10 protein-coding genes are annotated in these 17,215 nt (G+C 28.0%); all 10 read left to right on the top strand.

Going from position 1 to position 17,215, the window contains the following annotated elements:
* The first annotated feature begins 67 nt into the window (after window positions 1-67).
* Window positions 68-325, top strand: a complete 258-nt coding sequence (gene rpsP / locus FJO69_RS07395; RefSeq protein WP_140781445.1) for a 30S ribosomal protein S16 — start codon at window positions 68-70, stop codon at window positions 323-325.
* Window positions 326-331: 6 nt separating this feature from the next.
* Entirely contained in the window at window positions 332-1,024 is a 693-nt protein-coding gene (trmD, locus tag FJO69_RS02330) for a tRNA (guanosine(37)-N1)-methyltransferase TrmD (RefSeq protein WP_140781444.1), read from the top strand.
* Entirely contained in the window at window positions 1,014-1,370 is a 357-nt protein-coding gene (rplS, locus tag FJO69_RS02325) for a 50S ribosomal protein L19 (protein ID WP_140781443.1), read from the top strand. The genes trmD and rplS overlap by 11 nt, the downstream gene beginning before the upstream one ends.
* Window positions 1,371-1,454: 84 nt before the next feature.
* Complete coding sequence (locus tag FJO69_RS02320) at window positions 1,455-1,850, top strand: cytidine deaminase (protein ID WP_140781442.1); 396 nt, start codon at window positions 1,455-1,457, stop codon at window positions 1,848-1,850.
* Between the two features lie 142 nt (window positions 1,851-1,992).
* Window positions 1,993-3,069, top strand: a complete 1,077-nt coding sequence (locus tag FJO69_RS07390) for a helix-turn-helix domain-containing protein (RefSeq protein WP_140781440.1) — start codon at window positions 1,993-1,995, stop codon at window positions 3,067-3,069.
* A 234-nt stretch (window positions 3,070-3,303) separates the two neighbouring features.
* Window positions 3,304-7,674: a PA14 domain-containing protein gene (locus FJO69_RS07385; RefSeq protein WP_140781438.1), complete on the top strand. Its 4,371-nt coding sequence runs from the start codon at window positions 3,304-3,306 to the stop codon at window positions 7,672-7,674.
* 196 nt (window positions 7,675-7,870) lie between these two features.
* A complete protein-coding gene (locus tag FJO69_RS07380) occupies window positions 7,871-15,388 on the top strand; it encodes a GA module-containing protein (RefSeq protein ID WP_140781436.1) in 7,518 nt (2,505 codons plus the stop codon).
* Between the two features lie 121 nt (window positions 15,389-15,509).
* The gene (gene rpsO, locus FJO69_RS02300) at window positions 15,510-15,776 is read left to right on the top strand and encodes a 30S ribosomal protein S15 (protein ID WP_140781434.1); all 267 of its coding nucleotides are present in this window, start codon (window positions 15,510-15,512) and stop codon (window positions 15,774-15,776) included.
* A gap of 67 nt (window positions 15,777-15,843) precedes the next feature.
* A complete protein-coding gene (gene holA / locus FJO69_RS02295; protein WP_170177213.1) occupies window positions 15,844-16,812 on the top strand; it encodes a DNA polymerase III subunit delta in 969 nt (322 codons plus the stop codon).
* 8 nt (window positions 16,813-16,820) lie between these two features.
* Window positions 16,821-17,215 (top strand): alpha-amylase family glycosyl hydrolase (locus tag FJO69_RS02290; RefSeq protein ID WP_241861599.1); only part of this gene is annotated, 395 nt, incomplete at its 3' end.

The raw sequence follows: 17,215 nt of genomic DNA, 5'->3' as shown, positions 1-17,215 counted from the left end.
AACACTTATTTTTTTATGATAGAATATTTATAAATTTATTTACACAATTAAAAAGAAAGGATTTACGATGGTTAAATTAAGATTAAAAAGAACCGGTAAAAAATTCCACGCAACTTACAAAATCGTTGCTGCTGATGCAAGAGCACCACGTGATGGAAGATTTATCGAAGTTTTAGGACACTACGACCCTCATTCAAAACAATTAGTATTAGACAAAGAACTTGTAACTAAATGATTAAACGAAGGTGCAAAACCAACCGATACTGTTAGAACTCTACTAAAAAAAGACGATTTTTACAGCAATTACGTTGCATCTAAAAAATAGTTAGCTATGAAAATTAATATTCTCACTCTATTCCCTGATTACTTTGAAAGTTTTAAAACGCAAAGTATAATCGCCAAAGGAATAAACTTAGGACATATTGAAATTAACGTTATTAACTTTAGAGATTTTTCTAAAGAAAAACATCATAAAGTTGACGATACACCTTATGGTGGCGGTGATGGTATGTTGCTGCAAATCGAACCAATCGATTTAGCCTTACAATCATTGGCAAAACCTAGTCATAAAATTTTAATAAGTCCCCAAGGTCAAACTTTTAATCAAAAAAAAGCCCACGAATTAAGTAAATTTGAAGAAATTACCTTAATTTGCGGTCATTATGAAGGTTTTGACGAAAGAATTAGTTATTTAGTGGATGAAGAGCTATCAATCGGAGATTATATTTTAACTGGTGGTGAAATACCGGCGATGATAATTTCTGAAGCAGTTGCTCGATTAGTACCAGGCGTATTAAAAAAGGGTTCTCATCAACAAGAATCATTTGAAAACGAAGGTTGATTAGACTTTCCACAATATACAAGACCAGCCGATTATAAAGGTTGAAAAGTACCTGAAGTACTTTTAAGCGGTGATCACGCTAAAATAGCTAAATGACGTGAGGATAATGCACGCCTTAATACAAAAATTAAGCGTCCTGATTTATATGAAAAACTAACTAAAGGAGAAAACAATGAGAGCTAAATTATTAGAATTAGTAGAAAAAGACCAAATCAGAGAAGACTTACCAGAAATCAGAGAAGGTTACAACGTTAGAGTTCACGTACGTATTAAAGAAGGAAACAAAGAAAGAATTCAAGTATTCGAAGGTTTAGTTATCGCTTCATACGGTGAAGGTATTAACAAGTCTATTACTGTTAGAAAAGACTCATACGGTGTTGGAGTAGAACGTGTATTTAAAATTAACTCACCTTTAATTTCAAACATTGAAGTTATTAGACGTAACAAAGTTAGAAGAGCTAAATTATTCTACATGAGAGGTCTTAAAGGTAAAAGTGCAAGATTGAAAGAAATCAAAAAAACCAAATAATCTTGTCATAATAATAATCACTAACCTATTAAGGGTTAGTTTTTATTGCACAAATTTTAAAATTAATTAGATAAAATACTTTATATGGATAAAAAAGTCTTACAACAAAAACTTGATTATGCTTATGGCATTTATTCTGGTGTTAAAGTAGCTGCATGTGCAATTGACAAAAATGGAAAAGAATATTTCGGAGTTAACTGTGAAAACCCCGCTTTTCCGAGCGGGCTTTGTGCCGAAAGATCTGCTTTATTTAGTTCGGTAGTAGACGGGGCTGAAATTGGTAGTTTTAAAGAAATTCACGTAATAAGTAATTTAAACAAAATTCTTTACCCTTGTGGAGCTTGCGTACAAGTTTTAACCCAATTTCTAAAAAAAGATGCCAAAGTAGTTTTATATAATGCAAATTTAACTCAGCAAAAAGAATATTTATTATCAGATATTTTTCCTTATGGTGTCCGTGATGAAGATATAAAAGATTAAAGACTAACTTTCGTTAGTTTTTATTTTATGCATTTTTGTGCAAATTTAACACAAAAATAACATTTTTTTGGCTTAAAACTTCTAGTTTTTTTGTAAAAAGTTTATAATATTGGCAACAAATTTAATAAGTGGAGCGGATAAAATGTCTTTAAAACAAGAAGAAAAACATATATGTGATATGAAACATATCATTACTCACGGCGAATCTTTTGGCGATGAGATTAGCTATTATTTGGATAAATTTAATATGACTCAAAAAGAATTGGCAGAACGACTAAATTTAAGTATTAAGCATATTAATTCAATTTTAAATGATGATGTACAAGATGTAAGTATTTCTATTATAGAAGCTCTTGAATATGCTTTTAATTTAGAAGTAGGTACTCTAACCGAAGTATTTTATATTTACACAAATAGAAGATTAATAAAAGATAAAAATAAAACCGTAAATTTATTAAATAATTACGGCTTAAAATTCTTAATTGATAATCCTGATTTAGCTAAAATGGCAAATATTTGTATTAGTAATGACACTTCAATCGACATTAAATTAATGATGCTAAAGAGATTTTATGGTGTTTCTTTATTACATAACTATGATCAATATTTAAAAAACACCGTTTTAGCCGAACCTTTTACTTATGATTGTTGCAACGCTAAAGTATGAATTAGATTTTGTGAATTAGTTGCTGCGGAATATAACCAAAATTCTGGTGAAGTTGGTATTTTTAGAAATTCAATGTTTTCTTCTGTTTTTAAGAAAACAATTAACATTATGGCTGGGAATTTACCATTCGATCAACGTATTATTCAGCTTAAAAATTATTTATTAGGTAAAGGAATAATCTTGATTACTATGCCTTACATTGAAGGAAGCAATATAAGAGCTATTTCACTTAAAAAAGGAGCCAGAAGATATATTTTTCTATCTGATAAGTGGAATTCCGAATGCTACATCTTTTATTCTTTATTACATGAAATTGTGCATTGCTTTAATCCGAATATGAGCGAAGAGCAAATTAACAATACTTTATTAAAAGAATATCACGCTTGAGAAAGTAATACTACTTCAAAATATAAAGCTATTTATGATGCAATTAAGACCGAAGAAAACATAAAAATCGTAAAACAAAGAAGTCCTAAAATTGATACCGAATATATGTGAATTTGTATTACCGAACAATGACCACATGTTAAATTTAATAAATGAAGTTCTTAGTTTTCAATTTAATTTAAGCTATTTTTTTTAAAAAAACAAGCAAGTTTGAAAAAATCAAATTTGCTTTTTTATTTTTAAATTTTTAAAAATATATGAAAAGTTAAAAATTAAAATATCACCATTAAATAAAGATGTTTAAGTTAAAATTATTAACATATAAAAAATAAATGTTATTTTTTAATTTGCTAAAAATTGATGAAAATATTTTTTATATAAAACGAAAGGAGAACAAAAATGAAAAAGAATAAAAAAATATATTATGCAGCTTTACCACTTGCTTCTGCGGTTGGATTTTTATCATTATCATGTACTAATTCATGTGATGTTAAAGCCGAAGATCAACAACAATTAGAAGCAAAAGCCCAAAACGTTCACGTTGTTTTAAACGTTGAACCTAAAGACACAATCGCTTCTCTGATTAATCAATCTAATATAACTTTTTCTGGTTTTAATCAAAATGATTATGAAATTATTGAACTTAGCTTTTTATCTAATGGTACAACTTTAACTGTTTCATATAAACTAAAAAACAAACATACTAATTTAATTTCTAAAACTAATCAAAGAGTTTTTGAAGGATTTAAAGAATCAACTATTGACGATATTTCTGATGAAGATAAAATTTATAAATCAAGAGTCGAAGTTTCAAATAAGGGTTATTTTATTGATAAATATCAACCAATCACTTTAAGTTTTGCATCTGATTTTTCTGACTTTAAACCCTTAAGCTATAAATGATATGCAAATGACGTTCAAGTATATCAAGCCGATCAACCGGTTTTATTAGTTAAACAAGAACAAATCGCAAAAGATTCAAAATATCAATTAGAAATTACTTGAAATAGTAAAGGTGAAATTAAAACTCATAAGTTTGATGCAGTTGATATTTTTAAAACAAATCCATTAGCTGATGTTTTAATTTCAGCAAGTAATAATGGTCTTTTAGTTGATAATAAAACAACTTTACAAGTCGAAAATAAACCTAATAATCAAACTATTAAAACTACTTGATATAACGCAAAAACAAATAATGAATTAGCCCAAGGTGATACATATGAAGCTAATGAAGAAAGCAGTTATTATGCAATAATTGAAAATAAAGATCAAATTAAATGAAAAACCAATGAAGTTAAAGTTTCAGACTTACCTCTTGCAAATCTAAACGCTGATTTTAAAGCTCAACTAGTAGATAAAGTAACTAATTCAACTTATAGCGATAAAATCTTAAGTTATGTTAAAAGAACACCTAATAAAGAAGTTTATGAAACTGATTTATTAAAAGAATATGGTGATAAAGGTTTTAGATATCCTGGTTGAGATTATAACTATGAAGCGAATAACCAAGAAAAAAGTTTTTTAACTTATGAAGAAAATGGTAAAAGTGTTAAAGTTAACGTTTCTGAAAAATTAATGGCGGAAAGAGTACCGGGTACTGATAAAAAATTTAATGATACGCAATGAATTAAAAGCGAAATTGAAAAAGGTACACTTAAAAAACACCCATTTGCTGATTGCTGATTTAAACGTAATGTAACTGATAAAACTTTATCAGTTACAAAAGAATTTAAATTAAGTACTTTTATGACCGGAATGAATGCAACTGGATTATTTATTCCTGCCGGTGAAGTAGCGGAAATCGAATTTGATGAAGAAACATACGAAATGCTTAAATCAATCTACGGTGGTAAAAACGCCGATATTGCTATTAAATTTATTGTTAATGAGAATTATTGAGATAACTATCCATTTAACGATAGTGGAAGAATTTCTAACCGTTATCCATATATGCGTACTGAATTTAGATATTGATTTAAAGACATTGATGCTAACACCAGAAGAATTAAATTGGGTTCTCCATTTGGTGGTTCGATTTCTGCTTATATAACTGCAAAATTAACTGATAAAACCGGTTCTCCTTTAGACCTGAAATTTAAAATTTATAATGCTGTTGAAAACTTACATTATGTTTATGGTCAAACAACAAAAGAAGAATGAGAAGAACAACTAAAAAGAATTAGACAAGGTAAAATTAATGCTCCTGTTGCTTCTATTCAAACAAATTATTCTTCAATTTTAGTTCCTGCTCCATTACCTAAGGTTGGTAATATTGCTTTAAAAAATTTAGTATTTCCTGAAGAAAATATTAAAAAATGAGAAGACTTTTACGAAACCTCTTATTTATGAAATGATTACAGTGGACCTAAATTAAGTCTTAAATATAACGATGATATTTGAGGTTGAGCCGCAGCATGAGGTGGTGGATTTAACCTTTATGCTCCAGTTAGCTGAGGAGCGAGATATTTTTCTGGACCCGATAAATTCGGCTTTGATAACTGAGGAAACTACCACGAAGTTAACCAAAACTTTGAAAACTATCAAGACCCATTTAATATCAGAGATCACGGTTGAACTAACATACCTTCTTTAATTAACACTTCATTTATTAATGATAAAAATGCTTATCGAACGGTTGTTAATTTAGACAACGAAGGTTCAGCGGGTTGAGCTTCACTTTCATCAATTAATGCGATAGCTAAAAATAGAAATGATTGATATGGTTTGTACGGCGCGATGATTTATCAATTAGGTCCAATTAACTTTATGAAATGAACCAAAGCTTCAGCAAAAGCAGATAAACATAATAAAGGGTTAGAAACAACTAAGTTTTTATCAGATTACTTTGGTTTAAATATGCATTATGCTATGAAAAGCTTTAATAAAGTTGGCGATAAATTTAATAAATATATTGCCGATGAAGCTAATAACGATTTAATTAAACAAATGAATGAATATCCAGCGATTGATTTTGTTGGCAATATATATGCTGCTGGTCAATATAGATATATTCCTTCAACTAATTCATGAGAATATCCAAGTGATACCATGTCAGAATTTTTAATTCCGGCTGGTAAAGAATATGTATTTGATTTTAATATAGCTATTAGATCTAAAAATCCTAACTTTAAATTTGATCAAGTAATAATTGCACCTTCAACTAAATGAGGTGGAACAATTAAGCAAGATCTAAATGATAAAAATAAATTCATCTATAAAGCTAATCCTGATTTTTACGACAAAATTGATGAATTTGATGTGACTATTATTCCTTCTAAATTTGAAGGTCGTCCTGATAAATACGTTCCAGCTTATAAATATAAAGTTAAAGTTAGAAGTATATATAACGCTTTAGTTGGTTATTCTTACGATTCAATTCCTGAAGGAGAAAATGTAAGTAGTGTAACTAAGGTTTTAGAAGCAGTTGAAAAACATAATTTACATGATAAAGCTATAAGATTTGTAGCTGATAGTGGAGCCGTTGGTGGTTATATCAACTGAGAAAAGCGTAAATTAGTAGAAATGAGAGCTAAATTTGTAGCCCCTGAAACAAGTGATTATAAATTTAATGCTCAATGAGATGACTATGTTTATGTTTTTGTTAACGGCGAAAAAATAGTAGAAAAAAACAGCTACGGTCCAAGCTTTCAAGATTTAGCAACTTACCATTTTGAAAAAGGCAAAGTTTACGATATTAGATTTGGAGCTTATAATGGCGGTGGTGAAGGCGGCATTAACATGCGTCTAATCCAAGTTAAAGATGACGGCAGTTTTGTTAAATTTGTTGATATGGCAGCTAATAGTTTATTAGATGATATTGATACAGATAATATGACCGACGAGGAAATACAAGATTTACTAACCAACCAATCCTATAAACATCAGCCAAGATTTAAAGAAAAAACCAGTGATTTTGATATTCAAACTCAAAGATTGAACATTGAAAAGAAAATCAACGAAGAATTTAATTTCAAAGAACTAATTGGTAATGCTAACTTAGCTAAAATTATGGATGGTAATGTAAATAGACACTTTGAAATATGAAACACTAGAGCTATAAAAGCTCAAGTTGAATATAAAAATCCAATTAATTTAAATTATTTTGATGTTCGTCGTAGAGACCATTGATCTCAAAAAGAATTTGCTCCTGATTTTTGAACGATTACATTATATTTTGCTGACGGAAGTCAAGAAACTGTTGTAGACGGTATCGTTCCAACTAATGATTACAAAACATTGACTTATCGAATTAAATTAGCTAAAAATTACTATAACGTTAAAAAAATGGCAATTTATGGTGAAAGAAAACAAATGGGTCCAAGTGATCAAAACGGTGTTGTTTTAGCGGAATTTATCCCAGGCTTTGAATTTAAACAACCTGATGTTTTAAATATTAATAATCCAAATATCGATTTTTATGGTGATTGAACTTTCCATAATAACAAAGAAGATGGGTATGGCTCACTTGTAAACGAAATATCAGTTGAATCAAAATCAAAAGGTAGTTATCTAGAATTTGATTTACCAACAAAAGATTTATCAATAATTGCAAATATTTTTAATCAAAATAGCAAAGTTGATTTTTACGTTGATAATAAGTTAATTTATCAAGATTATGAATTTAAAGGTGTATCGGGTTCATTTAACTCAAATGTATTGCAATATATCGATTCTAGTTTGAATAACGGTAGTCATCATTTTAAAATCGTTAATAAAGGCGACGAACCTTTAATTATTAACTACTTTGGATATACAAATACGGATAAATAATACTTTCAAGATCAAACAAAAAAGTTTGATCTTTTTTATTTTTTAACAATGATAAATTTATACAACATACATTATTTTTTGGAAAAAATTAAAAATACTTTATAATTAACTTATTTAAGTTTTTATATATACTAAAATTTAAATTTTAATTACACCCAATATATATATATATATATATTCGAAAGGAAATTATATTATGAATAAAAAAATAAAAATGCTGCTGTTAGCAACAGGTTCAATAGTAACCGCTACAGCTCCAGTTTTATTATCAGCAGTAGCTGCCGATGAAGATATAAATTCATTTAGCAACTATACTGACCCAAATAATATTCAATATGGAAATATTGATTACGATATATTAAATACAGATATGTGATCTGACGACAACAGTATCGAAAAAGCATATGGTTGATTTGACAAAGGCGCTAATACAAGCGACAAAAGGAATACAAATTGAGATGGAGCTAACGCCAGAGTAGTTGATGTGCAAATGGTAAACCCTCAAACTAAATCAAAAATAACCGAAGCTTTAAATACTGCCAATGAAGCTCAAACAAATAATGAAGAAGTTGAATGAATTGCCAGATTTAACCGTAATTATATAAAAAGATATTGAAGCGGTAAATCAGCAACTAGTGCCGATATGGGGGATATGACTTTCGGTTTATTACTTTCAGCTGATTTAGAATTTGTACCAGGTTCATTTACTATCGAATCAAAAATGAGAGATTTTATTGATCAAAATAAATCAGATCCTGACAAATGAATGAGAAATAACGTTAAAACCGATGGCGAAATTAATAATACATATTTAGCTGAAAAACAAATTACTCAATTAAACAGCGATGATTTTATCAACAAAGAACATTGAGAAAGTTCATTTGGTTATGATGATTATAAATTTTCATATAGCGGACATATTTCAAAAATTGCTGCTTATAACGGTTTAAAAGAATCAGATCAAGGTTCTGCCTTAAAAGGTTTTTACGGAGCTGACGGTATTAACTTATATAACACAAACGATAGAGACAAAGTTTGAAATACTTATCAAGATATTATTTATCAAATCGGAAGTTTTTTATCATTTAAAACCTCTGTTGCCGCTACTTATGCTTATCCAGAAGTTATAATCCGTTTTAAAACTAGAAAAAGAGTTGATAAAGCTTTTGGAAGTTATTTAGTTAACGATAAAAACAACTTAGTGGCTTCAACAAAAGGTACAAGAGCAACTAAATCATTTGTCGCCGGAGTTTACACCGTTGATTATAGTTATAAAAATAACACCAAATGAAAACCAATTAGAATGAGTTGAAATGGTTTTGAAAGAAGTACTTCTCAAAACGTTTATGCAACTACAACTACTTCAATGGAAGAAGTACATGGTTTAACTCCTGGAAAATTGGCTTCTGATCCAAATACACCAGTTGATAAAATTTCAATTCCTAAATTTACTCACCAAATTTATATGGGCAATCAACTAGTAAGTTCATTGGATTTTGAATCAGATTATTCATTAAAACCAATAACTGAAAAATCATTATTTGCTTTTAATGGTAATGAAAAAACATTTTGAGATCCAAATACCGAAAATACCGATTTAAGAGAAGAAATGACCTTTACTCAATATAGTAAAGATTATTACTTTTTAGCTAAACAAAGAAATCTAAATTCAAAACTAGTAACCATTGATAATAACTTTAAGTTTTGATATGACAATGAATGAATCAAAGTTAAAAAAGATTTAGAAAATATTATTAATAATCAACAAGGTTGAGATTGATCTTCTAGATTACAAGCTATTATGAATTTAGATAGCGATAATACATTTAAATACGGTATTTTTAAAACTCAAGAAGTTGATGGCGAACAAAAAGAAGTATTTACTAGAGAAATGGATGTTGAAGACATTAATCAAAAACCAGAAGGTCTAGTAACTGCCGAAGAATTAAAACAAAAACCAACATATGTCTTTTATAAAGGTTTAGCTGCTTTTACTGATAATTTGATTAAAGAGTATAAATACTTTAAAGAAGCTTCTCAAGAAGATAGTAAAGTACCTGGTGAACAATTAGCTAAATATGTTGACGCAAGTCCAGAATCTAAAGCTAAATTCGATCAATCAGAAGCTAAAATTAAGGCGCTTTTCAAAAAGAGTCAAAATGATGAATACATAGTTAATGATTCAATCGTAAGAGTAGTAAGCGACACCAAACTTAAAGGTTTAAACGATCTTTTAGATCAATATATTGCTAATTGAAAAGCTCTAGACGGTGATACAAGATTAGCAGAAGCTAAAACTAATGCTTTAGCTCAAATTGAAAATTACGAATTTTTAAGTGATGCTGTTAAAGCAGAATATAAAAAACAAATTAATAATGCTAAATATATTTCAGAAGTTGATGAAATTAACGAAGCTGCAAATAAATTTAATGAATACGGTAAAAAATTAAATGATGTTTTAGCTGATTATAAGACTGTTAAAAGTAGTGAAAAATATACTAACGCTACTTATTCTTCAAGACAAGACTTTAATTCTGCTTTTAATGATATTGAAGGACTATTAAAAGCCAATAATAACAAAATTAATGCTGTTGATGAAAAAGCAGGTCAAAGATATCAACGTTTATTAGATGCTTATCAAACAGCTAAAAATGATTTAAAAGAAGATACAAGTCTTAAAAATGCCAAAGAAGATTTAATTAATCGGATTAAATCGGGTAAAGAATTTAGTTTTTTAAATCCAGCTCAAAAATTAGCAGCAGAAGAAATCATTAAACAAATGATGGACACAAATTCTGTTCTTGAATATGGCGATGATGAATTATCTAGATTAAATTCTGAAATGTATGACGTAGATCTACAAATAAATTCATATACTCCTGAAAAATTAGCTAAAATGCGTAATTATACTTATTTATCTGACGAAGATAAAAGTAAGGTTGATAAATTAATAAGTGATTTTAGTCAAATACAAAAAACATCTGATAAAGAAAAAGCCGAAGATATTCAAACAGTTTTTGAAGCAACAAGCGATTTTAAAAAGAAAATGAACATTGCTTTAAAAGGTGATGGTATTTATTTAAATGAAAAAGAAGCATACTTAAATGCTGCTTATAAAAATGTTTCAGATAAATTAAATAAAAATCAAAATCAAGCTATATTAGATATCCTAAACGATAAACCTCAAATTACGATTTGAACTCCTGAACAATTTGCTAAATTGCAAAAAGATTGACAAGCTTTAGCTGATGCTATTGCTAAATTAAAAGCTGAATTTAACAAAGATAAGCAAATTAAAGAAGCTTCAAACGTTGATTATGATCAATATGAATATGCTGATGCTGATAAAAAATCAGCTTTTGATGAAGCGTTAACTAACGTTGAAAATTATTTAAATAATAGTTCTAAATTAAACCCCGAAACAGCTAAATGATTAGAAGAAACATTAAAAGCAGATTACAAAGCATTAAACGGTATTACTAAAAAAATCGAGCAAATTAAACAAGATATTAATAATTTAGAAAATCTAAACGACGCTCAAAAAACAGATTTAATAAACCAAGTAAATGATTTAAATAATCAAAATTATAAACAAGCTGATGCTATTAAACAACAAGCCGAAACCTTAAATACTTCAATGGGTAATTTAAAAACCAAGGTAAATGAATTATCAAACCCAGATTATTTATTAGATAGTAATTATTTAAATGCTTCTGCCGAAAAACAAGCCGCATTTAAAGAAAAATTAGATCAAGCCAAAGATTTAATTAAAGCTAACGGAGAAAACAAAGATTCAGCTTACGTAAATCAATTAATTAAAGATTTAGAAGCTGCTAAAAATAATTTAGATGGTAACGCTAAATTAGATGCCGCTAAAGCTAAAGCAATTGAAGAAATTAATAGCTTACAATTATTAGATAAAAATAGTAAAAATGCCTTAATTGCTGAAATTAAAGATGCTAAAACAAATACTTTAGAAAAAGTTGATGCTATTGTTGAAAAAGCTAAAAAAGCAGATCTTATCGATTACATCAATCAAAGATTATATTATTTAAATAAAGCTCAAAAAGATGCTTTAATTGAAAAAATAAATAATGCTAAAAGCGAAGATTTAGCAGCAATTAAAGAAAAAGCTGACGCCTTAAATAATAAAATGATTGATTTATCAAATAAAATTGCTGAATTAAACACTAAATTGCAGTTAAATACTCCTGATTATGCTAACGCTTCAGAACAAAAACAAAAAGATTATAGAGACTCAATTTACGCTGCAAATACAATTTTAAATAAACAAAATGGAGCCAAAGAAGCTAACTTAGATGTCGATCAAATTGATGTTTTAATTAATAATATGACCGAAGCTAATAAGGCTTTAAATGGAATGCAACTTTTAAATGATGCCAAAGAAGAATTAATTGCTAAAATTGATAATTTAAGTTATTTAAATGAAGCTCAAAAAACTAAATTAAAAGAACAAGTTAGTGATAGTAATGTTAGATATATTACCGATTTACCAGCTATCGAAGCAAAAGCAAACGCTTTAGATAAAGCGATGGAAGGTTTAAGTCAAACAATCGGTAGCCAAACTGACAAAACACAAGGCGATGTTTATAATAAACCTAAATATAACGAAGCAAGTGAAAATCTAAAAAGCGATTATAAAACCAAAGAAACTGCCGCTTCAAATTTAATTAATAAAACTACTGGTTCAGCTATTATGGACCCACAAGAAATTAATAACCAAAAAGAAGCACTTACAGCTGCTTATGATGCTTTAAATGGTGATACTTTATTAGCTGAAGCTCAAAATAAAGCCAAAGAACTTGTTAATGGTGATAATAAATTAACAGCGGAACAAAAAGAAGCTTTAATTAATAAAATTGAAGCCGAAACAAGTGTTAATAATATCAACAATAATTTAATTCCTGAAATTAATAATTTAATTAATGCTATGAATGCTTTAGAAGCTGCCAAAGCTCAAGCAGAAGAAGCTAAACAAACTGAAAAATACACCGAAGCAGATAATTCAGATAAATTAGACGAAGCTTTATCTGCGGCTGAAAACAAAGGAAATTCAACTAATAATTTTGCTAATGCTTCTGCGGAAGAGATTGCTAAATTAGCTGATGAAATTAGTAAAGCGACTGAGAACTTAAACGGAGATCAACGTTTAAACGATGCTCAAAACGATGCTAAAAGAGATATCGAAGCATTAAAAGATTTAACCGAAGAAGAAAAAAATGAATTATTAGCAGAAGTTGATAAAGAAGAAAATAATACTATCGATAAAATCAACGAAATCGTTAATAATGCTAAAAAACAAGACGCAATTAATCATATTAATAACGCAGCCGATTTAAACAAAGGTCAAAAAGATGCTTTAATTGCCGAAGTTGAAGAAGCATCTGCTGCTAATAGAGATTTAGACGATATTATTACTAAAACCGATAAGCTAAATGATGCTATGGCTGCTTTAAAAGAAAAAGTAGATCAAATCGACAAACAAAAAGCTGAAGGTTGAGTAGATTATAGCGACTCATCAGAAGAAAACAAAACCAACTTTGATAATGCGGTTAATAAAGCAAAAGACGTTTTAGATCCAAATCAAACCGATTCAGATAAAAACGCTTTAACCCCTGAACAAGTAGCCGATTTATTGGCTGATATTAATAAAAAAGAAGCTTTATTAGATGGTAATAAAAACTTAGATGACAGAAAAAATGCTGTTGATAAATTAATTGACGCCCAAGAACATCTAAACAATAACCAAAAAGCAGCTTTAAAAGAACAATTGAAAGCTAAAAACGATCTAGCAGCCGTTAATGAAGTGGCTAAATTAGCAACTGATTTAAATGATGCAATGAAAAATTTAGCAAACACTATTTCAGAACAAGTTGCTGCTGATAAAGGTAATGTATATAGCTCAACTAATTACAGTGAAGCTGATAAAGATTTAAAAACAAATTACAATACGTTAGAACAAGCTGGTTCAAGTTTAATTAATAAAACTAATGGTGCAGCAAATCTAGATGTTGCCGATATCACTAAACAAAGCCAAGATTTAACTGAAGCTTATAATAAGTTAAATGGAGATGCTAAATTAGCGGCTGCTAAAGAAAAAGCCAAAGCTAAGGTAAATGATTCAAATAACGAATTAAGTGCTCAACAAAAAGGTGTTTTATTAGCTAAAATCGAATCAGAAAATAGTTTAGATAATTTAGAAAATAAATTAATTCCAGAAATTGATGCTTTAGCTGCTGTAATGAAGGAATTAGTTAATAATTACAATGCTGCCGAAGAAGCTAAGGAAACTAATAATTATTTAGCCGCTTCAAACAAAGATAAATTAGACGAAGCTATAAACAATACTATTGATAAAATTGATGCAACTGAGAATTTAGCAACTGCTTCAATTGAAGAAATTCAAAAGCTAGCTGATGATCTTAAAATTGCTACTGATAATTTAAACGGAAATAAAATATATAACGATACTTTACAAGAAGTTTTAGATGCAATTAAAGAATCAGATAGCATTAAAAATTCAGAAGATTATGAAAATGCTGATCCAGCTGCTAAACAAGCATATGATGATATTATTGCTAAAGCTAAAGATTTAAAAGATAACGGTAAATTAAACCCAGCAGACACTCCTTATAAAGATTTAGCCGAATTAAACAAAGCAATTCAAGATGCTTTAGATAAAACTATTGATAATACTGCTAATATCATTGACAAAATTAATAATCTTCCAAATCTAAGTTCAAAAGAAAAAGAAGATTACATTAATGCAATTAAAGCTGATCCAAGCAAAAAACATGATATTTATGCTGACGCTAAAGCAAATAATGATTACAAACAACAAGCTATCGATCAAATTAATAAAATTGATGGCTTTAAAAAAGAAGAAAAAGAAGCTTATAAAGAATTAATTCAAAACACCGATGGAACAAATCATAAAAACATCGATGATATTCTAGATCAAGCCAATAAAGACGCTAAATTATTAGAAGAAGTTGTCGAAAAAACGCCTAATTTAGATCAAAATTATTCTCCAGAAGCTGTTAAAGAAATCGAAGATAAATTAAATCAAATGAGTGATTTGATTGATAAAAAAGATTTCTTAGATGTGGTTAATAAAGCTAACGCTGTTAACGAATTAAAAGATGCGTTAAATGATTTATTAAACAATAATTTCGATGATAAGAAAACAAACGAAAAATTAATTCATATTAAAGATCTAATAGAAAAAAATAGCAACATTGAATATAACAATAACGGAACTTTGGATACTGCTATTGATGTATTAAACAAAGATGGTGAATACTTAAACAATGCTGCAAACGGAATAGCCGAAATTATTAAAGGAATTTCAAACGGTAATGCAAATCAAATTAATTCCGGTTTAGCTAAATTAACACCAGAATTTGCCGACCAAATCAAAGACTTTACCGATAAAATCTTAAACAATGGTTCATTAAATGCAATCGGTAAAGACGATGGAGCTATTTTAACCGAAGAAGAAATTAATAAATGATTAGATGACGTTAAAGTTATGAAACCAAAACAATTAGTTTCTTTATACGAAGATTTAATTAATGATTTAAGAAATAAATTACCTAAATCACGTGATTTATTCTGATGATTCTTATTAATTCCAACTGGTTTAGCTTTAATTCTAGCTTTAGTTGTTGGAGCTAAAAAGAGAAGACATTAATAATTAATGATTAAATACCAAGTTTTTCCTTGGTATTTTTTATTTTTATGGTAAGATTAAAAAAATTATTTATTCCTTGGTTCTAATTAAGATTAGTGCTAGGTTATGAAAGGAGAAACTTATGGTTTCAAAACAAAGAAAAGCTGAATTAGTAGCTAAATACGGAAGAAATGCTAAAGACACTGGTTATTTACCAGTTCAAATCGCTATCTTAACCGAAGATATCGAAAGTCTAAAAAAACACTTTGCTTCAAATAAAAAAGATCTACACTCAATGCGTGGATTTATGGCAAAAGTTAACCACCGTAAAGACTTATTAGCTCACTTAAAATCAGAAAACTACCAATTATATTTAGACACCATTAAAGCTCTAAATATTAGAAAATAGTTTCGAAGTGGTACTTAGTACCACTTTTAATTTATTTAAATATTAGTCAATGCTTTATAATTGAAATATGTATTTAATTCAAGGCTCTGAACCATATTTTATTAATCAAGAAACTAAAAAAATAACCGATAAATTAATGGCTGAATATGATGGTGGAATTGAAATTATTAAGTTTTATGAGAAAGTTGATTTAGATAGCTTATCTGATGCCTTAAACGACCAAGATATTTTCTTTACACCCAAAGTCATTGTTTTAACTAATATTGATTTTTTAAATGGTAAAAAAAATACTAATAAAAAAGAAGCTTTGGCTTTTTTAGAACTGCTCTTATCATCTGATCAAAGTTCTAACACGATTATTATTCAACAAGAAATTTATAAATACGACAAAAACTTTACAGCATCTAATACTTATAAAAGCTTGCAAAGTAAATGCAAAGTCATTAACGTTGAAAAACTTAATGAAAAAAGTTTATATAAGTTCGTAAGAGATATTATTAATCAAAAAGGTGGTAATATTGACGAGCAAGCTTTAATTGAATTTGTTTCGATGATGCCCAATAATTTGATGTTAATTGAAAGTGAAATTGATAAGTTTTTAATTGCTAATAAACATATTACTATTGACACAATTAATAATAATCATTTTTTTATGTCAAATAACATTGAATTCGCCATTAGTGATGCCTTAATTAAATATGCTTCTAAAGACAAGATTTTACTTACTATTAAAGAAGCTTTAAATTATGGACTGGGCTTAAATTTAATTATCAGTCAAATTGGCTCTGTTTTAAAAGACGCAAAATATATTTATTTACTTAAAAAAATAACTGAAAAAAGTTTGGAAAAAATTGCGTCTGAACTTAATATTCATGCTTATCGAGCTAAACTTTTATATGAATTTATTAATAAAGCCAGCTTAGTTAAAGTTGATAATTTAATTAAATTTTTAGCTAATTTAGATCTTGATTTAAAAAGTGGCAAAACCGAAGAAAACGTCGCTTTAAACTTATTGCAAGTTAACTTAATAATATAGGATTAAAAATGATAAAAAATACAAAAAGAATAATATTATATGAGCTTAAAAGCGAAAACTTTTACGACTCAAATAATTCAGGTTATGGGGATTATAATGGCATTAAGCAAAAGCTTGATTATTTTAAGTCTTTAAACGTCGACATTATTGCTTTAGATGATATCTTACTTAATTATCAAAATGAAATAGATTTAAATAAGATTAGACATAATTATGGTTCAGTTAATGATTTTAAAAATTTAGTGTCTGAATTTAATTTAAATAATATCAAAGTAGCTCCAATTATTGACTTAGTTAAAATTAACCAAGTTTTTGTTAATTACACTAACATGTTAGATTTATATTTAAAAACTGATAAAAACGATAATAAAGCTAATTTATCAGTTTTAGATACTTATTTAAT

Source organism: [Mycoplasma] falconis (assembly GCF_006385795.1).
GTDB lineage: Bacteria > Bacillota_I > Bacilli_A > Mycoplasmatales > Metamycoplasmataceae > Metamycoplasma > Metamycoplasma falconis.
This window is presented reverse-complemented; position numbering and strand designations above follow the sequence as displayed.